24 protein-coding genes are annotated in these 25635 nt (G+C 68.1%); 8 read left to right on the top strand and 16 right to left on the bottom strand.

All coding sequences use genetic code 11. The features are described from left to right. The first annotated feature begins 138 nt into the window (after nucleotides 1-138). The 3 genes from lipB (at nucleotide 139) to Q9R02_RS03305 (ending at nucleotide 2675) form a co-directional block, all read left to right on the top strand. Nucleotides 139-807 (top strand): lipoyl(octanoyl) transferase LipB, encoded by a 669-nt coding sequence (gene lipB, locus Q9R02_RS03295; protein ID WP_305995199.1) that lies wholly within the window; start codon nucleotides 139-141, stop codon nucleotides 805-807. Beyond that, complete coding sequence (lipA, locus tag Q9R02_RS03300) at nucleotides 804-1811, top strand: lipoyl synthase (protein WP_305995200.1); 1008 nt, start codon at nucleotides 804-806, stop codon at nucleotides 1809-1811. The genes lipB and lipA overlap by 4 nt, the downstream gene beginning before the upstream one ends. Before the next feature lie 111 nt (nucleotides 1812-1922). Next, on the top strand, nucleotides 1923-2675 hold the full coding sequence (locus tag Q9R02_RS03305) for a DUF4191 domain-containing protein (RefSeq protein ID WP_305995201.1): 753 nt from the start codon (nucleotides 1923-1925) through the stop codon (nucleotides 2673-2675). A 107-nt stretch (nucleotides 2676-2782) separates the two neighbouring features. On the opposite strand, the gene Q9R02_RS03310 is transcribed toward Q9R02_RS03305, so the two are convergent. Further along, on the bottom strand, nucleotides 2783-3412 hold the full coding sequence (locus tag Q9R02_RS03310; protein WP_305995202.1) for an RraA family protein: 630 nt from the start codon (nucleotides 3410-3412) through the stop codon (nucleotides 2783-2785). A gap of 27 nt (nucleotides 3413-3439) precedes the next feature. Next, a complete protein-coding gene (locus Q9R02_RS03315; RefSeq protein ID WP_305995203.1) occupies nucleotides 3440-3877 on the bottom strand; it encodes an RDD family protein in 438 nt (145 codons plus the stop codon). Between the two features lie 315 nt (nucleotides 3878-4192). On the opposite strand from Q9R02_RS03315, the gene glnA (Q9R02_RS03320) reads away from it, so the two are divergent. Then, complete coding sequence (gene glnA, locus Q9R02_RS03320; RefSeq protein WP_305995204.1) at nucleotides 4193-5617, top strand: type I glutamate--ammonia ligase; 1425 nt, start codon at nucleotides 4193-4195, stop codon at nucleotides 5615-5617. Between the two features lie 92 nt (nucleotides 5618-5709). Next, entirely contained in the window at nucleotides 5710-6195 is a 486-nt protein-coding gene (locus Q9R02_RS03325; RefSeq protein ID WP_305995205.1) for an NUDIX domain-containing protein, read from the top strand. A gap of 41 nt (nucleotides 6196-6236) precedes the next feature. On the opposite strand, the gene Q9R02_RS03330 is transcribed toward Q9R02_RS03325, so the two are convergent. Together Q9R02_RS03330 and glnA (Q9R02_RS03335) are read right to left on the bottom strand one after the other, a co-directional pair. Next, nucleotides 6237-9263, bottom strand: coding sequence for a bifunctional [glutamine synthetase] adenylyltransferase/[glutamine synthetase]-adenylyl-L-tyrosine phosphorylase (locus Q9R02_RS03330; protein ID WP_305995206.1), 3027 nt, complete (start codon nucleotides 9261-9263; stop codon nucleotides 6237-6239). Between the two features lie 10 nt (nucleotides 9264-9273). Continuing rightward, nucleotides 9274-10614 (bottom strand): type I glutamate--ammonia ligase, encoded by a 1341-nt coding sequence (gene glnA / locus Q9R02_RS03335; RefSeq protein WP_305995207.1) that lies wholly within the window; start codon nucleotides 10612-10614, stop codon nucleotides 9274-9276. 154 nt (nucleotides 10615-10768) lie between these two features. Here glnA (Q9R02_RS03335) and panB point away from each other — a divergent pair, with 154 nt between their 5' ends. Then, on the top strand, nucleotides 10769-11653 hold the full coding sequence (panB, locus tag Q9R02_RS03340) for a 3-methyl-2-oxobutanoate hydroxymethyltransferase (RefSeq protein WP_305995208.1): 885 nt from the start codon (nucleotides 10769-10771) through the stop codon (nucleotides 11651-11653). 23 nt (nucleotides 11654-11676) lie between these two features. Here the strand turns inward: panB and Q9R02_RS03345 are convergent, their stop codons facing one another. After that, entirely contained in the window at nucleotides 11677-11841 is a 165-nt protein-coding gene (locus tag Q9R02_RS03345; protein ID WP_305995209.1) for an SPOR domain-containing protein, read from the bottom strand. A 36-nt stretch (nucleotides 11842-11877) separates the two neighbouring features. Between Q9R02_RS03345 and map the strand changes: the two genes are divergently transcribed. Then, the gene (gene map / locus Q9R02_RS03350; protein WP_305995210.1) at nucleotides 11878-12756 is read left to right on the top strand and encodes a type I methionyl aminopeptidase; all 879 of its coding nucleotides are present in this window, start codon (nucleotides 11878-11880) and stop codon (nucleotides 12754-12756) included. 82 nt (nucleotides 12757-12838) lie between these two features. Then, nucleotides 12839-13603: a polyphosphate--glucose phosphotransferase gene (ppgK, locus tag Q9R02_RS03355; RefSeq protein WP_305995327.1), complete on the top strand. Its 765-nt coding sequence runs from the start codon at nucleotides 12839-12841 to the stop codon at nucleotides 13601-13603. Nucleotides 13604-13696: 93 nt separating this feature from the next. Here ppgK and nrdR read toward each other — a convergent pair whose 3' ends face one another. From nrdR to ftsZ, 11 genes are all read right to left on the bottom strand, one after another. Beyond that, nucleotides 13697-14146, bottom strand: coding sequence for a transcriptional regulator NrdR (gene nrdR, locus Q9R02_RS03360; RefSeq protein ID WP_305995211.1), 450 nt, complete (start codon nucleotides 14144-14146; stop codon nucleotides 13697-13699). A gap of 84 nt (nucleotides 14147-14230) precedes the next feature. After that, nucleotides 14231-15589, bottom strand: a complete 1359-nt coding sequence (hisD, locus tag Q9R02_RS03365) for a histidinol dehydrogenase (RefSeq protein WP_305995212.1) — start codon at nucleotides 15587-15589, stop codon at nucleotides 14231-14233. 71 nt (nucleotides 15590-15660) lie between these two features. Next, nucleotides 15661-19164: a DNA polymerase III subunit alpha gene (gene dnaE / locus Q9R02_RS03370; protein ID WP_425279211.1), complete on the bottom strand. Its 3504-nt coding sequence runs from the start codon at nucleotides 19162-19164 to the stop codon at nucleotides 15661-15663. A 90-nt stretch (nucleotides 19165-19254) separates the two neighbouring features. Beyond that, on the bottom strand, nucleotides 19255-20202 hold the full coding sequence (locus tag Q9R02_RS03375) for an RluA family pseudouridine synthase (protein WP_305995214.1): 948 nt from the start codon (nucleotides 20200-20202) through the stop codon (nucleotides 19255-19257). After that, complete coding sequence (gene lspA, locus Q9R02_RS03380) at nucleotides 20199-20819, bottom strand: signal peptidase II (protein WP_305995215.1); 621 nt, start codon at nucleotides 20817-20819, stop codon at nucleotides 20199-20201. The genes Q9R02_RS03375 and lspA overlap by 4 nt, the downstream gene beginning before the upstream one ends. A gap of 123 nt (nucleotides 20820-20942) precedes the next feature. Further along, nucleotides 20943-21578, bottom strand: a complete 636-nt coding sequence (locus Q9R02_RS03385) for a DivIVA domain-containing protein (RefSeq protein WP_305995216.1) — start codon at nucleotides 21576-21578, stop codon at nucleotides 20943-20945. Between the two features lie 162 nt (nucleotides 21579-21740). Beyond that, nucleotides 21741-22028: a YggT family protein gene (locus tag Q9R02_RS03390; RefSeq protein WP_305995217.1), complete on the bottom strand. Its 288-nt coding sequence runs from the start codon at nucleotides 22026-22028 to the stop codon at nucleotides 21741-21743. A gap of 52 nt (nucleotides 22029-22080) precedes the next feature. After that, nucleotides 22081-22629 (bottom strand): cell division protein SepF, encoded by a 549-nt coding sequence (locus Q9R02_RS03395; protein ID WP_305995218.1) that lies wholly within the window; start codon nucleotides 22627-22629, stop codon nucleotides 22081-22083. Between the two features lie 164 nt (nucleotides 22630-22793). Beyond that, nucleotides 22794-23540, bottom strand: coding sequence for a YggS family pyridoxal phosphate-dependent enzyme (locus tag Q9R02_RS03400; protein WP_305995219.1), 747 nt, complete (start codon nucleotides 23538-23540; stop codon nucleotides 22794-22796). 2 nt (nucleotides 23541-23542) lie between these two features. Then, the gene (locus tag Q9R02_RS03405) at nucleotides 23543-24241 is read right to left on the bottom strand and encodes a purine nucleoside phosphorylase YfiH/LACC1 family protein (protein WP_305995220.1); all 699 of its coding nucleotides are present in this window, start codon (nucleotides 24239-24241) and stop codon (nucleotides 23543-23545) included. A gap of 110 nt (nucleotides 24242-24351) precedes the next feature. Beyond that, entirely contained in the window at nucleotides 24352-25542 is a 1191-nt protein-coding gene (gene ftsZ, locus Q9R02_RS03410) for a cell division protein FtsZ (protein ID WP_305995221.1), read from the bottom strand. Nucleotides 25543-25635 lie beyond the last annotated feature (93 nt).

Raw genomic sequence — 25635 nt, forward strand, 5'->3', positions numbered from 1 at the left:
CAATACCCCGGGCTGGTCATCGGCCGCAGAAGTTATCCACAGGGAGTGGCCTGCAAGCGCCCGGTAACAATCCCGGGGGTGATGAGAGCTTCGCCACATCGACGGTGCCCGCGAGCGGACGGGTCTAAGCTGGTACGCATGACTTTGGAGTTCTCGACCCTGGGGCTTGCCCCCGACTACGTCGATTACGTCCAGGGCTGGGACGTGCAGCGCACTCTGCACTCCGATGTCCTGGAAGGATCCCGCCCCAGCACCGTCCTGCTCCTCGAGCACGCCGCCGTGTACACCGCCGGTAAACGCACCGAGGACCATGAGCGCCCGTTCGACGGCACCCCCGTGGTCCCGGTGGACCGCGGCGGGAAACTGACCTGGCACGGTCCGGGGCAGCTCGTGGCGTACCCGATCATCAAGCTGAAGAACCCGGCCGGCATCCGTGATTACGTCCACCGCCTGGAGGACGTCATCATCTCCGTCCTGGCCGACTACGGCATCGCCGCAACCCGCGTGGACGGCCGTGCGGGCGTGTGGATCCTGGCCGATGAGAAGGGTCCGGACCGGAAGATCGCCGCCATCGGCATCCGCGTCCATGAAGGCGTGACGATGCACGGCATCGCCATCAATTGCAACAATGACCTGGCCCCGTACGCGCAGATCATCGCGTGCGGGATCACCGACGCCGGGGTGACCACCATCGCCCTGGAGACCGGGCGGAACATCTCGCCGGCAGACCTTGTTGAGCGAATCACGGAAGAGTTCCGCGGGCACGAGGACGAACTCGTCGCCGTCGAAGAAGGAGCAGTGCAGTGACCCTTGCCCCCGAAGGCCGCAAACTCCTGCGGATCGAGCAGCGCAACGCCGCCACGCCCGTGGAGCGCAAGCCCGACTGGATCAAGGCCAAGGTCCACATGGGCCCGGAATTCACCGGCCTGAAGAACCTGGTCAAGAAGGAAGGCCTCCACACCGTGTGTGAAGAGGCCGGCTGTCCCAACATCTTCGAATGCTGGGAGGACAAGGAAGCCACCTTCCTCATCGGCGGATCCGAGTGCACCCGCCGCTGCGACTTCTGCCAGATCGACACCGGTAAGCCGTCCCCGCTGGACCGCATGGAGCCCACCAAGGTGGCCCGCTCCGTGGAGCAGATGGGCCTCCGCTACGCCACCGTCACCGGTGTGGCCCGGGACGACCTCGAGGACGAGGGCGTGTGGCTCTACGCGGAGACCGTCCGCAAGATCCACGAGTTCAACCCGGGCACCGGCGTCGAGCTCCTGATCCCGGACTTCTCCGGCAAGCCCGAGCACATCGAGGCCATCTGCGACTCGAAGCCTGAGGTCTTCGCCCACAATGTGGAGACGGTGCCACGCATCTTCAAGCGCATCCGCCCGGCCTTCCGCTACGAGCGTTCCCTGGACGTGATCACGCAGGGCCGCAAGCACGGCATGGTGACCAAGTCCAACCTCATCCTCGGCATGGGCGAGACCCGGGAGGAGATCTCCGAGGCCCTGCGCGATCTGCATGAGGCCGGCACGGACATCATCACCATCACCCAGTACCTGCGCCCGAGCGAGCGCCACCTGCCGGTGGACCGCTGGGTGAAGCCGCAGGAGTTCGTGGACCTGGCCGACGAGGCCGAGGAGATCGGTTACCTCGGCGTCATGTCCGGCCCTCTGGTCCGCTCCTCCTACCGCGCCGGCCGCCTCTGGGCCACCGCCATGCGCAAGAAGGGCTGGGAGATCCCCGAAGCCCTGGCCCACATCGAGAGCTCCGGGAGCACGCGCCAGGAGGCGCGTACCCTCCTCGCCGCGCAGGGCTGAGGCTTTCTCCTCACCATTCATACGACGACGGCGACATCCGGCACCTGCCGGACGTCGCCGTCGTCGTTCACGTTTCGGTCCGCCCGCTCTGCTGGATAGAATGAACTCACTATGGCTAAATCCTCCGACTCCTCCGTCACGAACGGTGACGGCTCCACCAAGCGCGGGCTGTTCAACCGCAAGCCCAAGGCCGACAAGGGCCCCAGCCGCCTGAAGCAGATCGGCGAGGTCTTCCAGATGACCCGCCGCAACGACCCGCTCGCGGTCTGGCTCATGGTCCTGGCCTTCCTGGTGGTCCTGGGCGTGAGCACGGGCATCGGCGCCCTGTTCCAGAACTGGATCACCGGTCTGATCCTCGGCATCATGCTGGGCCTGCTGGCCGCGACGTTCATCCTGTCGCGCCGCGCGGAGAAGGCGGCGTTCTCGCAGATCGAGGGCCAGGCCGGCGCCGCGGGCGCCGCGCTCAGCACCCTGCGCCGTGGCTGGATCGTGGAGCAGCAGCCGGTTGCCGCGAACCCGCGCACCCAGGACTTCGTGTTCCGCGCGGTGGGCCGTCCCGGCGTCGTGCTGGTGGCCGAAGGACCGCTGAGCCGTGCGCGGCCCCTGGCCGACGGTGAGCGCAAGCGCCTCGCTCGCATCCTCCCGAACGTCCCGATCCATGTCATCTACGCCGGCCGCGACGAGGGGCAGACCCCGATCGCCAAGGTGGCCGGTGCCATGGGCAAGCTCAAGCCGACCCTGACCAAGGTGGAGGTCGGTGCCGTCTCCAAGCGCCTGTCCTCCCTGGGCAACCGCCTGCCGATCCCCAAGGGTGTGGATCCCTACAAGGCGCGGCCGGACCGCCGGTCCATGCGCGGACGCTGAGGCACTGCGCGGACGCTGAGGCGCAGAGCTTGAATGACAGAGCCTGAATGAGAAGGGCCGCCGTGATCTCCTGGGAGATCGCGGCGGCCCTTCTCATTCGTCCAGGGTCAGGCCGGCAGGCCACCGGAGTCGCCGCCGGCGGCCAGTCCCGCTTCGATCTTCGCGCGGTGCGCGGCTTCCCACTCGGTGAGGCTCTGCCCCGACTCACCGTTCTCACGGCGGGCCGCCGCGTCCAGCAGGCGTCCGGACTCTGCGGCGTCGAGCACCACGATGCCTTCCTCATCGGCGACGACGAGGTCACCGGTGCGCACCCGCACGCCACCGACGACGGCCTCACCGGAGGGCAGGACGTGCTTCTTGCCGCCCGGCTTGGGGAAAACGCCGCGGGCGAACACGGGGAAGCCCAGTTCCCGGGCCTCCTGCAGATCGCGGATGTTGCCGTCGACGACGAAGGCCGCGATCCCGCGCTTCTGCGCGACCGCACAGACGTTGCCACCGGCGACGGCGAGAGGGCTGCCACCGGAATCGACCACGATGACGGAACCCGGCTCGGCACGGTAGATCGCGGCGTGCATCATCAGATTGTCACCGGGGGCGCACGTGACGGCGTAGGCGGGACCGCTGACGCGCGGCATGCCGTGCCACAAGGGCCTGATCCCGGTGTCCATGACCCGGGATTCCTCCACGAGGTCGGCGAGTGAGGTGGGTGAGACGTCCGGCAGGGACTGATCGTTCACGGGAATCTCCACGGTCTGCGGGGTCCGTCAGCGGCGGACCAGGATGGTCTTCATGGCCTTGTCGTGCAGGCCGCGGTGATCGGCGTCGACGATGACCGCCGGGATGACCAGGCAGAGCAGCGCCGCACGGACCAGGGCGGCGGGGATGCCAGCCCGGGTCCCGTCGAGCTTGATGACATGGATGTTGGACACCCGGTGACCCACGCTGTAGCCAAGCGTGCCGATCAGGATGGCCTGCTCGGCGAAGAAGACGGCAAGCGTCGCCCAGGAGTTCCCGCCGAAGAAGGCGTTGCTGATCAGCAGGCACAGGCCCCAGTCGATGCAGATGGCCAGGATCCGGCGCCCTGCGCGGCCGAGGGAACCCGGTCCGGTCTCCGGAAGGCCGAGGCGTTCCCCGGGGTATTTGCTGATATGGGAAGTGTCCGGGCCTTCCAGCCAGGAACCGAGATCACGTCGAGTCACCACCCCTTAAGGGTATCGGCCCGGCGGAGCCCCATGTGCCGGAGAGAGTGGCCGCGGCGAACGGCAGCGCACGCCGTCGCCCCCGAGGCGGGCACCGCGTAGAGTGGCCAGGGTACGCATCGTCGGGCCCTGCGCCGGAGGAGGCGGTGAACGATTCCTGTAACGTGCCGGAAACAAAGCAGACACTGCCGGGTAATCCCCCTCCCTTAGGCTGTTCACAGAAGATGGCACGGAGAGCCCGGTCCAGGTGTCGGCCTGGCGGGAGATACGTGCGCCATCGCTTTCAGGCCCTCGGCCCCATCCCCGTTAGGAGCATGCATGTTCACCAGTGCGGACGAAGTCCTCAAGTTCATCAAGGATGAGGACGTCAAGTTCGTCGACATCCGTTTCACCGATCTCCCGGGTGTGCAGCAGCACTTCAACGTCCCGGCCAAGACGGTCGACGAGGACTTCTTCGTCAACGGCCAGCTCTTCGACGGTTCCTCCATCCGCGGCTTCCAGGGCATCGCCGAGTCCGACATGCAGCTGATCCCGGATGTCACCACGGCCTTCCTCGATCCCTTCCGCATCGAGAAGACCCTGGCCCTGAACTTCTCCATCGTGAACCCGCGCACCGGCGAGCCCTACCATCGCGACCCGCGTGGCGTGGCCGAGAAGGCCGAGGCGTACCTGGCCTCCACCGGCATCGCCGACACTGCATTCTTCGCCGCCGAGGCCGAGTTCTACGTCTTCGACAACATCCAGTTCGAGTCCTCCCCGCAGGGCTCCTTCTACAAGATCGACTCCATCGAGGCCCCGTGGAACACGGGCCGCGAGGAGCAGGGCGGCAACCTGGGCAACAAGACCCCGTTCAAGGGCGGCTACTTCCCGGTGGCACCGGTGGACCACCAGGCCGATCTGCGTGACGCCATGTGCCTGAACCTGGACGAGGTGGGCCTTGAGGTCGAGCGCTCCCACCACGAGGTGGGCGCCGCGGGCCAGGCGGAGATCAACTACAAGTTCTCCACCCTGGTGCACGCCGCCGACGACGTCCTGAAGTTCAAGTACGTCATCAAGAACACCGCCCTGGAATACGGCAAGACCGTGACCTTCATGCCGAAGCCCGTCTTCGGTGACAACGGCTCCGGCATGCACTGCCACCAGTCGCTGTGGAGCAATGGCGACCCGCTGTTCTACGACGAGAAGGGCTACGCCGGCCTCTCCGACGTCGCCCGCTGGTACATCGGCGGCATCCTCAAGCACGCCTCCGCGCTGCTGGCCTTCACCAACCCGACGGTGAACTCCTACCGCCGTCTGGTCAAGGGCTACGAGGCCCCGGTGAACATGGTCTACTCGCAGGGCAACCGCTCCGCCGGTATCCGCATCCCGATCACGGGCTCCAACCCGAAGGCCAAGCGCATCGAGTTCCGCGCCCCGGATGCCGCCTCCAACCCGTACCTGGCGTTCGCCGCCCAGCTCATGGCCGGCATCGACGGCATCCGCAATCGCATCGAGCCGCCGGCACCGATCGACAAGGACCTCTACGAGCTGCCCGCCGAGGAGGCCAAGGACATCCCCAAGGCTCCGGGCTCCCTCGAGGAGGCCCTGGAGGCCCTGGAGAACGACAGCGAGTTCCTGCAGGAGGGTGGCGTGTTCACCCAGGACCTGATCGACACCTGGATCGCATACAAGCGCGAACACGAGATCGCCCCGCTGTCCCTGCGCCCGAACCCGTACGAGTTCGAGCTCTACTACGGCGTCTGACGCTCCCACGCGACGCAGCCCCCGCATCGTCACGATGCGGGGGCTGCGTCCGTTCACGCACCCATACCGTTCCCGAGCACTAGGCTTGCACCATGCCTGAACTGAGCCCGGAGAGCATCGAGTACTTCCGCACCCTGCCCCGCCGCCGCGTTGCCGCGGGGCTCGTCATCCGCGACGACGCCGGCCGCATCCTGGCCGTCAAGCCCAACTACAAGGACGGCTGGCTCCTTCCGGGCGGCACCGTGGACGCCGGTGAGGCGCCCCGCAACGCCGCCCGCCGCGAAGGGCTGGAGGAGCTGGGCCTGGACATCCTTCCTGGGGCCTTGCTGATCATCGGGCACTCCACCTTCCCCGATCCCATCGGCGACGGCCTGAACTTCCTCTACGACGGCGGCGTCCTGGCCCCAGGCACGGAGATCTCCCTCCAGGAGGAGGAACTCACCGAGTGGCGCTTCGTCACCGTCGCGGAACTGCCGGACTACTTCGGCCCCCACGGCGCGTTCCACATCACCTCAGCCCTGAAGGGCCTTCGGGAGGGCCGCGTCATCGAGCTGCGCGACCGCGACGAGATCGTCTGAGCAGAGCCTGGGGCGCGGACGACGACGACGGCGGCAAGGCTTCAGCGCGGCCCGTAGAACTCCCGTTCAAAGACGCTGCGCGCCCGGCGGGTCAGGCGCAGATAGTGCTCCTCGAAGTCCGCGGCGTGCTCGGCGGGATGACCGCACCAGCGGGACACGGCCTCCAGGTCCTTCCGGGCCGAGGGCAGCAGATCGGAAGCCCTGCCGGACCACATCACATTGGCGCTCCGGACACGTGAGGCGAGATGCCACGCCTCACCCAGCAGCGCGGCGTCGTCGGCGTCCATGAGCCCGAGTGCCGCGAGTTCCGCGAGCGCGTCCACGGTCGAGGTGGTGCGCAGCCCAGGGTGCAGGTGGGCGTGCTGCAGCTGGCGCAACTGCACCAGCCATTCGACGTCACTGAGGCCTCCCCGCCCGAGCTTGACGTGCCGGGACGGGTCGGCTCCACGGGGCAGCCGTTCGGCCTCCACGCGTGCCTTGATCCGCCGGATCTCCCGCTCGTCCTGCGGCGAGAGGTGTTCCGGGTAGCGGAGCGGGTCGATGAGTTCGAGAAACTGTGCTGCGAGTGCGTCGTCGCCGGCCAGGGGGCGCGCCCGCAGGAGCGCCTGGGACTCCCAGATGAGGGACCAGCGCTCGTAGTAGGCGCGGAAGGCGTCCAGTGACCGGACCATGGGCCCGTTCTTGCCCTCGGGCCGCAGGTCCGCATCCAGGGCCAGGACGCGCTCCGCCTGGATCGCCGGGCGGAGCGGCTGGGTGAGGAGCGCGGAGATCCGCCCGACGATCCAGAGCGCCTGCTTCTGCGCGTCCGCGTCGGAGGCCCCGGGAAGGGCTTGGTGGACGTACATGACGTCCGCGTCGGAGCCGTAGCCGATCTCCCGTCCGCCCTGCCGTCCCATCCCCATGACGAGCACCCGGGTGAGGAGGCCGCCGTCGGCCTCGGTCTCACGTTCCGCCACGTGCAGTGCACCGAGGATGGCCGCCTGGTCGGCGTCGGCGAGCGCCTTGGCGACGCCGTCCTGGTCCAGGACGCCCGCGGCGTCGCCGAGCGCTGTGCGCAGGATCTCCCGGCGCCGGATCAGGCGGATGAAACGCATGGCCCCGGATGCCTCCTGATGCCGGGCCATCTTGGAACGGATCTCCTGCCACTGGGCATCGAACGGGACGGGTGCCAGCTCTTTGTCGGTGCCCAGCCACGCGACGGACTCCGGTGAGACCTCCAGAAGATCGGCGATGAGCCTCGAGTCGGCCAGGATGTGGCACAGACGCTCCGCTGCGGCCTGCGAATCCCTCAGCAGCCCCAGATACCAGTGGGTGGCACCCAGCGCCTCACTGACCCGGCGGAAGGCGAGCAGGCCGCCGTCGGGGTCCAGGCCCTCGGCGAGCCAGCCGAGAAGCACCGGCAGGAGCTGGCGCTGGAGCGCCGCCCGGCGACTGACGCCCGAGGTCAGGGCCGCGATGTGGCGCATGGCGCCGTCGGGGTCCCGGTAACCCAGGGCGGCCAGGCGTGCGGAGGCCGCTTCGGGGCTGAGCCGCGCCTCCGCGGTGCTGAGGGACGCCGCGGTGCTGAGCAGGGGCCGGTAGAAGATCTGTTCGTGGAGTTCCCGCACGCGGCGTTTGGTCTTCTGCCACCCGCTCACGAGCGCGTCGGCGGTGGGCCGGGCCGTGCTGAGTGAGCCTTCGACGGCACGGGCGAGCGCGCGGAGGTCCTCCTCTTTCTCCGGCATGAGGTGGGTGCGGCGCATGCGCACCATCTGGATGCGGTGTTCGATGACCCGCAGCTGCCGGTAGGCACGGTCGAATTCGGCGGCGTCGGAGCGGCCGATGTAGCCTCCCGCGGACAGCGCCGCGATGGCGGACGTGGTGTCCCGCACGCGCAGTGCCGGGTCCGCCTTGCCGTGGACCAGCTGGAGGAGCTGGACCGTGAATTCGACGTCGCGGAGCCCGCCTGGGCCGAGCTTGAGCTGGCGGGCAACCTCGGCGGCAGGGATGTTGGCCGTCACGCGACGCCGCATCGCCTGCACGGACTCGACGAATCCGTCCCGGCCTGCGGAGGCCCACACCAGGGGTTCCACCATCTCCTCGAAGCGGTGGCCCAGCCCGGTGTCGCCGGCCATGGCGCGCGCCTTGAGGAGGGCCTGGAACTCCCAGCTCTCGGCCCAGCGGCCGTAGTAGAGGCGGTGGGATTCGAGGGTCCGGACCAAGGGCCCGTCCTTGCCCTCGGGCCGCAGATTGGCGTCCACCTCCCACAGCGCGGGTTCCCGGCCCGGGCTGGAGATGACCTTGGTGAGCGTGCTGGCCAGGAAGGTCCCGATCGCGACGGCCTGGACCTCGTCCAGGCCGTCCGCCTCCAGGACGTAGATGACGTCCACATCGGAGATGTAGTTCAGCTCCCGCGCGCCGCTCTTGCCCATGCCGAGCACGGCCAGGCGGACGGCGGCCACCTCCTCCGCGGTGAACACGGCTGCGGCTTCCGAGCGGGCCACCGCGAGCGCCGCGTCGAGCGCGGCGGCCGCCAGATCCGCCAGCTCCGCTCCGGCCGACGGCATGAAGTCCCGCGGATCGGCCGCGCAGAGATCGCGGATGGCCAGCTCGGTCAGGTGGCGCCGGTAGCGCGCCCGCAGGGCGGACTGCGCGGACTCGCCCGTCATCCGCGCCACGGGGGCCGCTGCGCGCGCATCGGCGCCGACGGCGGCCAGCAGGGAGGTGCGGAGTGTCTCCGCCGGTGTGCGGAGCGGCTCAGGGCTCACCGGGGCCGTCAGCACGTCCTTCTCGCCCGGATTGCGGAGCAGGAAGTCCGCGAGTGCGGTGGATGCCCCGAGGAGGCGGAACATGGCTTCGGAGCGCTCCGGGCCGCCCGCCAGGAGCTTCCGGACGGTGCCGCCGACCGGCCCTTCCTTCTCCAGGAGCCGGACGACGGACAGGAGCGCCTCATCCGGGTTGGCGGCCTGCAGCAGCCCGGCGAACAGGAGTTCCTGGTCCACGCCGTCCAGCTCAGGGGCTCCCAGGAACCGCTCGGCGCGTTCCACATCGCTGAAGCCGGCGGCGATCAGGCGCCGGGCGACACTCATGGCCACCGTGCTACAGGATCCCGAGGTTGCGCTGAAGCTCGTACGGCGTGACCTGGAGGCGGTAGTCGTTCCATTCGGCCCGCTTGTTGCGCAGGAAGTGCTGGAACACCTGCTCGCCCAGGATCTCCGCCATGAACTCGGAGTTCTCCATGGTGTTGATGGCGTCGTGAAGGCTCGCCGGGAGCGGATCATGGCCGAGGGCCCGCCGCTCGGCGGTGGAGAGGGAGGCGATGTCCTCCTCGGAGGCGAGAGGCAGCTCGTAGCCTTCCTCGATACCCTTCAGGCCGGCGCCCAGGAGCACCGCGTAGGCGAGGTACGGGTTGGCGGCGGAGTCGATGCCGCGGTACTCCACCCGGGCGGAGTTGCCCTTGCCCGGCTTGTAGAGCGGGACGCGGACCAGCGCGGAGCGGTTGTTGTGGCCCCAGGAGACGTAGCTGGGAGCCTCTCCCCCGCCCCAGAGGCGCTTGTACGAGTTCACGAACTGGTTGGTCACGGCCGTGAACTCGGGGGCGTGGTGCAGGATGCCGGCGATGAACTGCCGGGCCGTGCGGGAGAGCTCGTACTCCGCGCCCGCCTCGTGGAAGGCGTTGGTGTCGCCTTCGAAAAGCGAGAAGTGGGTGTGCATGCCGGAACCCGGGTGCTGGGTGAACGGCTTGGGCATGAAGGTCGCGTAACTGCCCTGCTGCAGCGCCACCTCTTTGATGACGGTGCGGAACGTCATGATGTTGTCCGCCGTCTGGAGGGCGTCCGCGTAGCGCAGGTCGATCTCGTTCTGGCCGGGGCCGGCCTCATGGTGGCTGAACTCGACAGAGATCCCCACATTCTCCAGCATGGTCACGGCCGTCCGGCGGAAGTCCTGGGCCACGCCTCCCGGCACGTGGTCGAAGTACCCGCCCTCGTCCACCGGCACCGGCAGCCCGTCCGGACCGGGACGGTCCGACTCCAGGAGGTAGAACTCGATCTCGGGGTGCGTGTAGCAGGTGAAGCCCATGTCGGCGGCCTTGGCCAGGGTCCGCTTGAGCACATTTCGGGGGTCCGCCGCACTCGGCTGCCCATCCGGGGTCAGGATGTCGCAGAACATGCGGCTGGTCTGCTCGGTCTCGCCGCGCCAGGGCAGGATCTGGAACGTGGACGGATCCGGCTGGGCCAGCATGTCGGATTCGTACACACGGGCCAGGCCCTCGATGGAGGATCCGTCGAAGCCGAGACCCTCCTCGAAGGCCCCTTCGACCTCGGCGGGGGCCAGGGCCACGGACTTGAGAGAGCCCACCACGTCGGTGAACCAGAGCCGGACGAACCGGACGTCCCGCTCCTCGATGGTCCGGAGCACGAATTCCTGTTGGCGGTCCATGCGGGCCTCGCTTCCTCTGCTCCCCCGGCCCTGGCCGGGACACTCCTGTTCTGCTGACAGCAACTCTACCCAGGAGCGGTCACCTGCGGTTCCCAGCGCGCCCTGGGCGAAAGGGAATTCCCCACCCCCGCACGTTCCCCGTTAAGCTCGAAGCATGACCCACAGCGAAGCCGCCCACTCCAGCACCGCCGGCGAGACGAGCGCACCGTACGGAAGTGGCCCCGCGCCGTCGTCGTCCGCTCCGGCCGGCCGGGTCCGGCTCCACCACCTGCGGCAGGCGAAGGAGCAGGGGCGGCATTTCGCCATGCTCACCACCTACGAGCAGTACACGGCGGAGATCTTCGACGCGGCCGGTATCGAGGTGCTGCTGATCGGCGATTCCGCGTCCAACAACGTGTACGGCAACGAGACGAGCCTCCCGGTCACGGTGGACGAACTCCTGCCGCTGTGCCGTGCGGTGGCCCGTTCGGCCCACCACGCCCTGATCCTGGCCGATCTGCCGTTCGGCTCCTACGAGGTCTCCCCCCAGCAGGCCGTGGAGACCGGCGTCCGCTTCATGAAGGAAGGCCTGGCCCACGCCGTGAAGCTGGAGGGCGGCGCCTTCTACGCGGAAACCGTGCGCGCCATGGTCCAGGCCGGCATCCCGGTCATGGGGCACATCGGCTTCACCCCGCAGAGTGAGCACGCCCTGGGCGGCTATCGTGTGCAGGGCCGGGGCGACGACGCCGAGCGGCTCGTGGCGGACGCGCTGGCCCTCGAGGAGGCGGGCGCCTTCGCGGTGCTCATGGAGATGGTCCCGGCGGAGACCGCCGCAAGGGTCGACGCAGCGCTGAAGGTCCCCACCGTGGGCATCGGCGCCGGCAGCGGCACCACCGGCCAGGTCCTGGTCTGGCAGGACGCCATGGGTCTGCGCGGCGGGAAGATGGCACGCTTCGTCAAGCAGTACGCCCAGCTGCGCGGGACCCTGATGGATGCCGCGCAGCAGTTCGGCGACGAAGTCCGGAACGGCTCCTTCCCCGGCCCGGAGCACTCCTTCTAGGAGAGGCCCGGCCGGGAGCGGGCTCAGTCGTCGTCATCCTTGTCCCACGCCTCATTGTGTTTCCGGACGCTCTCCAGGGCCTTCGCGGCCTCCTCCCGGGTGTCGAACGGGCCGAGCAACTGGCTCCAGTCGCTCATGGCGTCCTCCTCCACTTGGTGCGTGACCATGTTGTACCAGAACTTCGGCATGGCTCCTCCTTGCGTGACGGCTATTAGGATCAAGGTATGCCAGCTGAAGCCAGTACCGCACCCCTCGGCACCCTGACCCCGGGGACCGTCAGCCCACGCCGTCCCGTCCCGGCGTCGATCGAACGTCCGGAGTACGTGGACAAGCCCGCCCCGGCCAAGTTCACGGGCAGCGCGGTCAAGACCCCCGAGACGATCGAGAAGATGCGCATCGCGAGCCGCATCGCCGCACAGGCGATCGTCGAGGTGGGCAAGAGCATCCGCCCCGGCGTGACCACGGACGAGCTGGACGCCGTGGGGCATGAGTTCCTCCTGGATCACGGCGCCTACCCCTCCACGCTGGGCTACCGGGGCTTCCCGAAATCCCTGTGCTCCTCGCTCAACGAGGTCATCTGCCACGGCATCCCGGACTCCACCGTGGTCCAGGACGGCGACATCCTCAACATCGACATCACGGCGTACATTCACGGCGTGCACGGCGACACCAACCACACCTTCCTGGTGGGCGAGGTGGACGAGGAGTCCCGGCTCCTGGTGGAACGCACGGAGGAAAGCCTGCGCCGCGCCATCAAGGCCGTGGCCCCGGGCCGCGAGATCAACGTCATCGGGCGCACCATCGAGTCCTATGCGAAGCGTTTCGGCTACGGCGTGGTCCGTGACTTCACCGGGCACGGTGTCGGCGAGGCGTTTCACACGGGCCTGATCATTCCGCACTATGACGCGGCCCCCGCCTACAGCACTGTCATCGAGCCGGGCATGACGTTTACGATTGAACCCATGCTCACGCTCGGCACCATCGAGTGGGATATGTGGCCTGACGACTGGACCGTACTCACCCGGGACCGGAAGCGGACTGCGCAGTTTGAGCACACCCTCGTGGTGACCGATACGGGCGCGGAGATCCTCACCCTGCCCTGAGCGGCACCGCTTTGCACCCCGTCCGCCGCATCGAAGGAACAGCGTGAGCAAGAACGACAACTCCGGCAAGAAGCACCCCGCCATGATCGGCATCGACATCGGCGGAACGGGCATCAAAGGCGGGATCGTCAATCTCAAGAACGGCAAGCTGGTGGGCGAGCGCGTCCGCATCCCCACGCCGCAGCCGGCCACGCCGGAGTCCGTCTCCGCCGTCGTCGCCCAGATCGTCGAGGAGCTCAGTGCCCGCCAGGATGCCCCGGAACGTTCCACACCGGTGGGCGTCACCTTCCCGGGCATCATCCAGCACGGCGTCTGCCTGCTGGCGGCCAATGTGGACAAGAGCTGGCTGAACGTGGACATCGACGCTCTGCTCACCACGACGCTGAAGCGTCCGGTGGAAGTGATCAACGACGCCGACGCGGCCGGCCTGGCGGAGGTGCGCTACGGCGCCGGGGAGGACGTCAAGGGCACGGTCCTGGTGATCACGCTCGGCACCGGGATCGGTTCCGCGTTCATTTTCAACGGCCGTCTGGTGCCCAACGCCGAGCTCGGCCACCTGGAGATCGACGGTTTCGACGCCGAGTCCAAGGCCTCTGCCGTGGCCCGCGAGCGGGACGGCCTGAGCTGGGAGGAGTACTCGGTCAAGCTGCAGCGCTACTTCAGCCACGTCGAGATGCTCTTCTCCCCCGAACTGTTCGTGGTGGGCGGCGGTATCTCGAAGCGCGCCGACGAGTACCTGCCGCGCCTGGAGCTCCGGACCCCGATCGTCCCGGCCAAGCTGAAGAACGAGGCCGGCATCGTGGGCGCCGCACTGCAGGTCGCCCAGCACCACAAGCTCATCAAGTAGACACCCTCCTGGGAGCGGAAGGGCCCCGCCGGATCTTCCGGCGGGGCCCTTCGCTGTTCATCCTGTGCGGCACCGCTCAGGCGTTCTGGCTCCTCAGGCCTTCTGGCTCCTCAGGCGCGCGATCGCCTCTTCGAAGTCGTCCAGCGAGTCGAAGTCCTGGTACACGCTGGCGAAGCGCAGATAGGCCACCTCGTCCAGGCGGCGCAGCGGTTCCAGGATGGCGAGGCCCACCTCATTGGCTTTGATCTCGGCGGCGCTGCTCGCACGGACGATCTCCTCGACCTCCTGTGCCAGCATGGCCAGATCATCCTCGGTGACCGGGCGGCCCTGGCAGGCCTTGCGCACCCCGTTGATGACCTTGCTGCGGCTGAAGGGTTCGGCCACACCGGAACGCTTGAGCACCGACAGGCTGGTGGTCTCGATGGTGGTGAAGCGGCGCGCGCAATTGCCGCACTGCCGCCTCCGGCGGATCGAGGATCCGTCCTCGGTGACGCGGCTGTCCACCACCCGGGAATCCGGATTACGGCAATAGGGACAGAACACCTTGCCTCCTTACCGTGTCTGGGCTCAGTTTAAGACCGGGCATTTCAAATCACAAGGATGTGATTCTCACACACCCCGGGGGTCTCAGCGGAACCGGATGGACACGGCCTCACCGTGGGAGGGCAGGTTCTCCGCCGAGGCGAGCTGCTCGATGTGAGTGCGCACACCCTTCAGAGCGTCGCGGGAGTACTCGATCTCCTGCACGGCACGGAGGAAGGTGGTGACGTTCAGGCCGGAGGAGAACAACGCCGTGCCGGACGTCGGCAGCACGTGGTTGGAGCCGGCGCAGTAGTCGCCCAGGCTCACCGGAGAATAGTCCCCGACGAAGATGGCGCCCGCGTTCCGGATCCGGGCCGCCACCGCGGGAGAGTCCTCCGTCATGATCTCCAGGTGCTCGGCGGCGTACGCGTCCGCCACCGCCACCCCCTGGCTCACATCATCCACCAGCACCACACCGGACTGCGGGCCGGAGAGGGCCGTGGTGATGCGTTCGCCGTGCCGGGCCGTGACGATCTGCCGCAGCAGCTCCTCCCGGACGGCGTCGGCCAGCTCGGTGGACGGCGTGATCAGCACGCTCGACGCACGGGGGTCGTGCTCGGCCTGGCTGATCAGATCCGCCGCCACCAGGGAGGCCCGGGCGGTGTGGTCGGCGAGGACGGCGATCTCCGTGGGACCGGCTTCGGAGTCGATGCCCACCACGCCGCGGACCAGGCGCTTGGCCGTGGCCACGTACACATTGCCGGGGCCGGTGATCAGGTCGACCGCCTCGATCTCCGCGGATCCCTCCGCTTCGGCCACACCGTAGGCGAAGGCGGCGATGGCCTGGGCGCCGCCCATGGCGTAGACCTCTTCGATGCCCAGCAGCTCAGCGGCGGCCAGGATGGTGGGGTGTGGCAGTCCGCCGTGGTCCTTCTGCGGCGGAGAAGCCAGTGCCACGGACGTCACGCCCGCGGCCAGGGCCGGGACCACGTTCATGACCACGGAGCTGGCGAGCGGTGCCAGGCCGCCCGGGACGTACAGACCCACGCGGCTCACCGGGATCCAGCGCTGACGCACGACGGCGCCCTCCGCGAGGACCGTCTCCACGTCGCCGGGGCGCTGGGCCTCGGCGAAGAGGCGGGCACGGTGGATGGACTCCTCCAGGGCGGCACGCACGGCGGCGTCCAGCCCGGCGAGGGCGTCGCGCAGCGCCGCGCGGGGCACGCGCACCTGTTCCAGGCTCACGCCGTCGAAGCGCTGGGCGAAGTCGCGCAACGCCGCGTGGCCGCCGTCGCGCACGGCGGCGATGATCCCGCGGACGGCGTCCTCCGCCTCCCTGTTGGACTCCTCATGCACGCGGGGCACGGCGGCCTTCAGCGCGGCCCGGCTCAGATGGCGGCCGCGGAGATCCACGGTGCGGAAGAACTCGGTGCTGTCGGGGCTGGTCACAGGGGTCTCACTCACGGATTCAGTTTATCGAGGCGTCGGGGCTCCCCCGAACCGGCCCGTCACATGGACGGCTGTTCGGGGCGGGGTCAGGCATCCAGGCAGGCCGGTCCCAGGAGGACCTTGAGGTCCGCGTACAGGGACGGGTTCGGATCCACCATGAAGTCCCGGCCCAGCCGCATGAGCTCGATGCTGCGCGTGCCCTGGAGCTTCAGCCGGACCTCGCTCTTGCCGGAGTGGCTGCGGAGCACGTCGCCGAGCCGCGAGACGAGGTCTTCGGTGGCCTTGTGCGTGGGGACGCTGATCATGAGGTGCCCGTTCCCGCTCGCCTGGCTGAGGTCCGGGACGCTCATCTCCATGCAGCTGAGCACCACCGAGCCGTCGTCGCGGCGCTGGACCCGGCCCTTGATCACCACGATCAGGTCTTCGGCCAGGATCGTGGAGATGGGGCCGTAGACCTGCCCGAAGAACATGACCTCCATGGAGGCGCCGAGGTCCTCGATCTCGGCGCGGGCGTAGGCATTACCGCTGGATTTCGCCACGCGCCGGCTGAGGGAGGTGATCATGCCGGCGATGGTGACGATCGCACCGTCCGGCGGGCCGTCGTCGCTCATCACGTTGGCCACCGAGGTGTCGGCGAGGGAGCCGAGCGCCTCCTCCAGGCCCTTCAGCGGGTGATCCGAGACGTACAGCCCCAGCATGTCCCGCTCGAAGCTGAGCAGGTCCTTCTTCTCCCACTCGGGCAGTTCGGGGATCTCCACCGAGAGCCCGGCGTCCGGCGCCGCGTCGTCCATGGCGCTGAACAGGTCGAACTGGTTGTTGGCCTCGTTGCGCTTGAGCGTGATGACCGAGTCGATGGCCTCCTCGTGGATCATCACCAGGGAACGGCGGTTGCCCTCCATGGAGTCGAACGCACCGGCCTTGATGAGCGATTCGATGGTGCGCTTGTTGCACACCACCGCGGGGACCTTCTGCAGGTAGTCGGAGAAGGAAGTGAACGCGCCTTTCTCCTGCCGGGTCTCCACCATGGCCTTGACCACGTTCGCGCCCACATTGCGGATGGCACCCATGCCGAAGCGGATGTCATCCCCCACCGGGGTGAAGGTCAGCTCGGACTCGTTGACGTCCGGCGGGAGCACCGTGATGCCCATGCGGCGGCACTCATTGAGGTAGATGGCCGACTTGTCCTTGTCATCGCCCACGCTGGTGAGCAGGGCGGCCATGTACTCCGGTGCGTAGTGCGCCTTCAGATACGCGGTCCAGTAGGAGACCACACCGTACGCGGCGGAGTGGGCCTTGTTGAAGGCGTAGTCGGAGAACGGGAGCAGGATGTCCCAGAGCGTCTTCACGGCCTCCGCGGAGTAGCCGTTGTCGAACATGCCCTGCTGGAAGCCGGCGAACTGCTTGTCCAGTTCCTCCTTCTTCTTCTTGCCCATGGCGCGGCGGAGGATGTCCGCCTGGCCGAGCGAATAGCCGGCCAGCTTCTGCGCCACGGCCATGACCTGCTCCTGATACACGATCAGGCCGAACGTCCCGCCCAGGATGTCCTTGAGCGGCTCCTCCAGTTCGGGGTGGATGGGGATCACCGGCTGGAGGTTGTTCTTCCGCAGGGCGTAATCGGTGTGGGCGTTGGCGCCCATGGGGCCCGGACGGTACAGCGCCAGGACGGCGGAGATGTCTTCGAAGTTGTCCGGCTTCATGAGCTTGAGCAAGGAGCGCATGGGCCCGCCGTCGAGCTGGAAGACGCCCAGCGTGTCACCACGGGCCAGAAGGTCGTACGACGGCGCGTCGTCGAGTTCCAGGTGTTCCAGATCCAGGTCGATGCCGCGGTTGCGCTTGATGTTCTCGATGGCGTCCGAGATGATCGTCAGGTTCCGCAGACCGAGGAAGTCCATCTTGATCAGGCCGAGGCCCTCACAGGTGGGGTAGTCGAACTGGGTGATGACCTGGCCGTCCTGGATGCGGCGCATGATCGGCACCACGTCGATGATCGGGTCCGAGGACATGATCACGCCGGCAGCGTGCACGCCCCACTGCCGCTTCAGGCCCTCCAGGCCGAGCGCCGTCTCGAAGACCTTGCCCGCCTCCGGGTCCGTGTTCAGCAGCTCCCGGAAGTCTCCGGCCTCACCGTAGCGCTTGGCCTTGGGGTCCTGGATGTCCTTGAGCGGGATGTCCTTGGCCATGACCGCAGGGGGCAGGGCCTTGGTGAGCGTCTCGCCCATGCTGAACGGGTAGCCGAGCACGCGGGAGGAGTCCTTGAGCGCCTGCTTGGTCTTGATGGTGCCGTAGGTGACGATCATGGACACGCGCTCGTCGCCGTACTTGCGGGTCACGTAATCGATGACCTCGGGACGGCGGCGGTCATCGAAGTCGACGTCGAAGTCGGGCATGGACACGCGGTCCGGGTTGAGGAAGCGCTCGAAGATCAGGCCGTGGCGCAACGGGTCCAGGTCGGTGATGCGCAGCGCGTAAGCGACCATGGAACCGGCACCGGAGCCACGGCCCGGGCCCACACGGATGCCGTTGTCCTTGGCCCAGTTGATGAAGTCGGCCACCACCAGGAAGTAGCCGGGGAATCCCATGGTGCTGATGATGCCGAGCTCGTACTCGGCCTGCTTGCGCACATCGTCCGGGATGCCCTTGGGGTACCGGTACTGGAGACCGCGCTCCACCTCCTTGACCAGCCAGGAGTCCTCATTGTCGCCCGGCGGGCACGGGAACTTCGGCATGTAGTTGTTGTGCGTGAAGCCGACCTCGCAGCGCTCGGCGATCGCCAGGGTGTTATCGCAGGCTTCCGGGAGCTCACGGAACAGCTCACGCATCTCCCGCGGCGACTTCAGGTAGTAGCCCGTGCCGGAGAACGCGAAGCGGGAGCCGCCTTCGTCATAGCTCGGTTCCAGGAGCGTGGACCCGGACTGGATGGCCAGCAGCGCCTCGTGGGCCTTGGCGTCGTGCTGGTGGGTGTAGTGGAGGTCGTTGGTGGCGACCAGCGGGATGCTCAGGTCCTTCGCCAGGCGGAGCAGGTCCTCGCGGATGCGGGTCTCGATGGACAGCCCGTGGTCCATGAGCTCGCAGTAGTAGTTCTCCTTGCCGAAGAGATCCTGGAACTCTGCGGCGGCTGCCACGGCCTCCTTGTACTGCCCGAGCCTCAGCTTGGTCTGCACCTCGCCCGAGGGGCAGCCGGTGGTGGCGATGAGTCCTTCGGAGTAGGTGTGGAGCAGCTCCCGGTCCAGGCGGGGCCACTTGCCGAACACCGAGTCCAGGGAGGCGATGGACGAGGCCCGGAACAGATTCCTCATGCCGGTGTTGTTGTAGCTCAGCAGGGTCATGTGGGTGTACGCGCCACCGCCGGAGACGTCGTCGCTGCGCTGGCTCTCATCACCCCAGCGGACACGCTCCTTGTCGGTGCGGTGCGTGCCGGGCGTGACATACGCCTCGACGCCGATGATGGGCTTCACGCCGGCGTCCTTGGCCTTCTTCCAGAAGTCGTGCGCGCCGAACAGATACCCGTGATCGGTGATCGCGAGGGCCGGCATCTCCAGCCGGTTGGTCTCGGCGAAAAGCTCTCCCAGCTTGGCCGCACCGTCCAGCATGGAGTACTCGGTATGGGTGTGCAGATGGACGAAGGAATCCTGGCTAGCCACCCGTACATCCTAGTACGCCCCACCGAGGGGACCCGGTATTCAGTGCCCGTCGCGCAGGCGCTCCAGGGCGTAGGCCAGGTCTTCCGGGTAGTCGCTGGTGACCGTGACGCGTTCGCCGGAGGCAGGATGATCGAAGCTCAGCTGACGGGCGTGGAGCCACTGCCGGGTCAGACCGAGCTCGGCGGCCAGACGGGGGTCGGCGCCGTAGGTCAGGTCGCCCGCGCACGGGTGCCGCAGTGCCGAGAAGTGCACCCGGATCTGGTGGGTGCGGCCCGTCTCCAGGTGCACCTCTAGGAGACTCGCCCGGCCGAAAGCCTCCAGGACTTCGTAGTGGGTCACGGACGGACGGCCGTCCTCGATGACCGCGAAGCGCCACTCGTGGCCGGGGTGCCGGCCGATCGGGGCTTCGATGGTCCCCTTCAGCGGGTCCGGGAGCCCCTGGACCACCGTGTGGTAGACCTTGTCCACCGTGCGCTCCTTGAAGGCGCGCTTGAGGGAGGTGTAGGCGCGTTCGGTCTTGGCAACCACCATGATCCCGCTCGTGCCGACGTCGAGCCGGTGCACGATGCCCATGCGCTCGGGTGCGCCGGAGGTGGTGATGCGGTACCCCGCCCCTGCGAGCCCGCCCACCACCGTGGGTCCCACCCAGCCCGGACTCGGGTGTGCGGCCACGCCCACGGGCTTGTCGACCACCACGAAGTCCTCGTCGTCGAGCAGGATGTCCAAGCCGTCCACGATCTCCACCACCACTTCCAAAGGGTCCCGCGCGGTGGAGGCCGTCAGACGGATCTCCTGCCCCGCGGACAGCTTCAATGATTTCGCCGGCTGCGCGCCGTCGACGCTGACCCGGCCCTCCGCGACCGCCAGGGCGGCGGCCGAGCGCGAGATGCCGAGGAGCGCCGCCAGCGCCGCGTCCACACGCTTGCCCGCCTGCTCAGGGGGGACGACGACGCCGGTCACCGACGCGCCGTCGCGCGGCTCGCTCACTTGCCGGCCTCGCCGGCGTCACCCGCGCCGGAGTCCCCCGGCGCACGCTTCCGGCCATCCGCCGCGACACCCTTGAGCGTCAGGATGACGATGACGGTCACGGCGGTCACCACCGCGGAATCGGCCACGTTGAAGATGGCGAAGTTGGGCAGCTGGATGAAGTCCACCACGTGCCCCATGCCGAACGACGGTGCCCGGAACAGCCGGTCCGTCAGATTACCCAGCGCGCCGCCCAGCAGGAATCCGAGCGCCAGCCCCCACCAGAGGGAACCCACGCGCCGGATGTACACCAGCACGGCGGCCGAGACGAGGGTCATGATGATGGTGAAGACCCAGGTGTAGTTCTCGCCGATGGAGAACGCCGCCCCGGAATTGCGGATGTAGTACCAGTGCAGCAGCGGGGGCAGGACCGGAATGCTCTCGTACTCCGTCATCCCGGTGCTGACCAGGAATTTCGTGAGCTGGTCCAGCCCGTACGCGAACACCGCCGCGGCTGCGAACAGCGCGAGCACCGGACCGTGGCGCCGGACCGGCGAGATCGCCGCCTCTTCCGGCTCGGGCACGGTTCCGCCGGGGACCTCGGACTCGGGTCCCTGGTCAGCGGGGCTGCTGCTCATTGCTCTTCACTTCCTCGGCTCGTGTTCCCCGGCGTACGCAGGCCGGGCGCGGAGGCACCGGCCTCCACGGACATGACAAGGCCGGTGACCGGAAACCGGTCACCGGCCTTGTCTTTGAGGGTCTCAGCCCTCGGAGTTCTGCTCGCTGTTCTCTGCGGCGACGGAACCACGCGACTCGAGGTCACGCAGCTGGCCTTCAATGTAGCTCTTCAGGCGGCTGCGGTAGTCGCGCTCGAAGCCACGCAGCTGGTCGACCTTGCGCTCCAGCACGGACCGCTGCTGCTCCAGGACACCAAGGACCTGGCGGGACTTCTCCTGCGCGTCGTTGACCAGGGTGCTGGCCTCGATCTGAGCCTCGGCGATGATCTTGTCGCGGCGTGCGGCGCCATCGGACACGTGCTGGTCGTGCATCTGCTGCGCCATGGCCAGAAGACCGGCGGCGGACTCCGCGGAAGCGGGGATGGCCGAGGTGACCGGAGCCGGCTCGGCCGCCTTCGGAGCGGCCGGGGCCTCCTCCTTGACCGGCGCGGGCTTGGGAGCCTCTTCCTTGACCGGCTCCGCCTTGGGGGCCTCGGCGACGGGCGCCTCGGCACCCTTGCCGCCGAGCTGCTTGCGGAGCTCTTCGTTCTCCTGGTTCAGACGGCGAAGCTCGACGACGATCTCGTCAAGGAAATCGTCGACCTCGTCCTGGTCGTATCCCTCACGGAACTTCGTCGGCTGAAAGCGCTTATTGACAACGTCTTCTGGCGTCAAAGCCATCTGGTCACCTCGTTGGTTCTTATCGTCGTAGAGCGGTTGGCCCTGCCGACTACGTTACCTAAAGTAGGCCGTCGGCTCGAATCGTCCATCCGTTGGACGTCCGGCCACCGGCCCACCCGAGCTCCGGAACGTTCGCCGGGCGCTGCGTGGACTGATTTGAAACTACGCGAAACTGCTCGCGATTGCCATAGCGATGCTGACCACGAAGAACAGCAGGATGAATGCGATGTCGAGCGTCACATTCCCCATCTTCAGCGGCGGGATGACCCTGCGCAGGAAACGCAGCGGAGGGTCGGAAAGCGAATACACGATGCTGGCAACGAGCAGAGCCGCACCGCGAGGCCTCCAGTGCCGGGCGAAGACCTGGACCCAGTCGATGATCAGACGGATGATCAAGGCGACCAGGAACAGCAGCAGCACCACGTAGATGAGGGCGAAGAGAACGCCCATCAAGCCTCCTCAACCTGCCGGGCACCTGCCGGCAGGACGACGACGGCGGCCATCAGCTCTGGTTGAAGAAGCTGGCCTGGGTCTCGCCCTTCTTCTTCTCCTCGCCGAGCACCTCCACGAAGGAGGGAGACAGCAGGAAGACCTTGCTGGTCACTCGTTCGATGCTTCCGTGAAGACCGAAGACGAGACCGGCGGAGAAGTCCACCAGTCGTTTGGCATCGGCCTCGCCCATGTCGGTCACGTTCATGATGACGGGGATCCCGTCCCGGAAGCTTTCGCCGATGACCTTGGCGTCATTGTAGGAACGGGGGTGGATGGTGGTGATCTGTCGCAAGGCAGCTGGCTCGTCTCGAACGGGGGCAATACGCTTGATGGGGGTGACGGGGGCGCGGTACTCGGTCTCGGCCGGCTCTTCACGGACCGCCTGAGTCTTCTGGACCTGCCGCTCCTCAAACGGGGAGACTTCACGTTCCTCGGGCTCTTCGTGGTGCTGGACCGCCTCGACAGGCCGCGCAGGCGCCTTGGCGTGGTCGGCGTCGAGATGCTCGTCGGCGTCCGTCAGGCCGAGGTAGAGCATGGTCTTCTGCATGAAGCTGGCCATGTTCGGCTCCGTTTCCTTGTCTGTGCTTCCCCGCATCAGACTCCCGAAGGAGCCCCTCAGCGGCTTGCCTGCAACACCGGTCCCACGGTGGTTCTCAGCTCCCCCGCATGACCGGCGCCGGAGGTCCGCCAGGTGCGCTGACCGGACTTCCCGTCTCTTCGACGCTACCCCATGGGCGGACGTGGACCGAGCACATCTGTACCGATCCTCAGGTGTGTCGCACCACAGGCGATGGCGTCCTCCAGATCGTGGCTCATGCCCGCGGAGAGCAGTCCCGCCTCGGGGTGTTCCCGCCGCAGCAGCTCCGAGATCCGGTGGAGCCGTTCGAAGGCCTCGGCGGCGTCCGCCCCGAGCGGAGCGACCGCCATGAGACCACGGAGGCGGAGCCCGGGCGCAACCGCCACCTGCCCGGCCAGGGCCGGCAGCTCATCCGGCAAGGCACCACCCCGGCCGCCGGCGCCGGCGGCGATCGCCTCCGGGTCCAGGTTCACCTGGAGCAGCACCTCCAGGTCGGCACGGCCCCGCGCTTCCTGCTCTGCCAGCACGGCCTTGGAGAGCGCGGCGACCAGCGGTCCGCGGTCCACGGAGTGCACCGCTGTGGCGTACCGGACCACGGACTTGGCCTTGTTGCTCTGCAACTGTCCGATGAAGTGCCACGAGAGCCCCTCCAGCGCCGTGAGTTCCGCCGCCTTGGCCGAGGCCTCCTGGTCGCGGTTCTCCCCGACCTGCCGTACGCCGAGTCCGTACAGCCGTGCCACATCGGCGGCCGGATGGAACTTGGTGACCACGATGAGTTCGGGTAGCCCCCGTCCGGCGGCCGCCGACGCCGCGGCGATGCGCTCACGGACCCGCTCCAGCCGCTCGGCCAGTTCGAGCGTCCGGGCGTCTCCCGTCGGAAGTCCGTGCTCCACCGTCACTGCCCTTCCCGCCAGATCAGTCCGGCGAACCGCCCGAGGCCCGGGGCCCTGCGATGCGAGTAGAGGCTCTCATCCTCCATGGTGCACTGGCCGTGGTACCGGATCCGGACCCCGTCCCGCTCCAATTGGGCACTCACTCCCGATGGAATGTCCAGCGCCGGGGTTCCCCATGAGGTGGTGGAGACGGCCTCCGGGACGATCCGGCCGACCTCCTCCTGAAGCGCCGCGGGCACCTCATAGCAACGGCCGCACACACTGGGGCCGAGCCAGGCCTGCAGCTCGTGAGCGCCGAGACCCCGCATCGCACGCACCGCGGCGGGCACCACTCCCGCCGCCATCCCGGGCCGTCCCGCGTGCACCGCCGCGATCACCGGCCCGCCGTCGTCATCGGTCCCGGCAAGGAGGATGGGGACGCAGTCCGCCACCATGACGGCAAGGGGAAGGCCGCGCGATACGAGCCCGTCCGCGGTCGGCGCGTCGTCGCCGAGCGTCAACCGCTCGACCACCACCACCCGGTCACCATGGACCTGGTTCATGTACTGCACAGGACCGCTGCCCAGCGCCGTCCGCACGGACTCACGATGCCGCCTGACCGCGTCCGCGTCGTCCCCGACGTGGAAGGCCAGGTTCCCGGCCGCCACGGACGTGAAGGCCCCACGGACCCCGGGGAGAAGCTCACCCTGCCAGCTGAACATGTGCCGTTTCCTTTCCCGCGGAACCTCCGCGGTCATGTCTCGCTCACGGACAGGGACCCGCGGCCCTGAGGCCTGCGGGTCCCTGTCCGATCGTGCCGTGCGGTGCAGGACTACTTGAGGAAGTCCGGCACGTCGAGCTCACCGCTGCCGCTCAGGGCGGACTCGTCGACGACGCTCGGAAGCTCCTCGCCGAACGAGGGCTCCTTCACCGGGCTGCCGCCGCGCTGGCCCCAGGCGCTCAGGCCGGCTGCCGGGGTGGCCGCCGCCACGGGGGCCAGGCGCTGGGCGGGCTGGGCCGGAGCCGGCTCGGCAGCCGGAACGGCGGGCTTGGCCTCCAGCGACGGCGAGGTCGCCTGGACGTCGTCGAAGCCGGCCGCGATGACGGTGACGCGGGCCTCGTCGCCCAGGGCATCGTCGATGACGGCACCGAAGATGATGTTCGCCTCGGGGTGGGCCACCTCCTGAACCAGGCGGGCGGCCTCGTTGATCTCGAACAGGCCGAGGTCGCTGCCACCTTGGATGGAGAGCAGCACGCCGTGGGCGCCGTCGATGGAGGCCTCCAGCAGCGGCGACGCGATGGCCAGCTCGGCGGCCTTGACGGCGCGGTCGTCGCCACGGGCGGAACCGATGCCCATGAGGGCGGAACCGGCGCCCTGCATGACCGACTTGACGTCCGCGAAGTCGAGGTTGATCAGGCCCGGGGTGGTGATGAGGTCCGTGATGCCCTGGACCCCGGAGAGCAGGACCTGGTCGGCGGAGCGGAACGCGTCCAGGACGGACACGTTCCGGTCGCTGATGGAGAGCAGGCGGTCGTTGGGGATGACGATGAGAGTGTCGACCTCGTCGCGCAGCGCGTCGATGCCGTTCTCAGCGCTCGTGGCACGGCGCTTGCCCTCGAAGGTGAACGGGCGGGTGACCACCCCGATGGTCAGGGCGCCGAGCGAACGGGCGATACGGGCCACCACCGGAGCACCACCGGTACCTGTCCCACCGCCCTCGCCGGCCGTCACGAACACCATGTCCGCTCCGCGCAGGACCTCTTCGATCTCGTCGGCGTGGTCCTCGGCGGCCTGACGGCCGACCTCGGGGTTGGCGCCGGCACCGAGACCACGGGTGAGTTCACGGCCGACGTCGAGCTTGACGTCGGCGTCGCTCATCAGGAGCGCCTGGGCATCCGTATTGATCGCGATGAACTCGACCCCGCGGAGGCCGACGTCGATCATGCGATTGACGGCGTTCACGCCACCGCCGCCGATGCCGACGACTTTGATGACGGCCAAGTAATTCTGCGGTGCTGCCACGTTACGTGCCCCTTGTTAGATTCCTACGATAGCTCTGCGTCTCAACCACAACCTTAACCCTCTACTTGAGGGTTACAGTTATGTCAAGTAACT

Source organism: Arthrobacter horti (assembly GCF_030731045.1).
GTDB lineage: Bacteria > Actinomycetota > Actinomycetes > Actinomycetales > Micrococcaceae > Arthrobacter_E > Arthrobacter_E nanjingensis.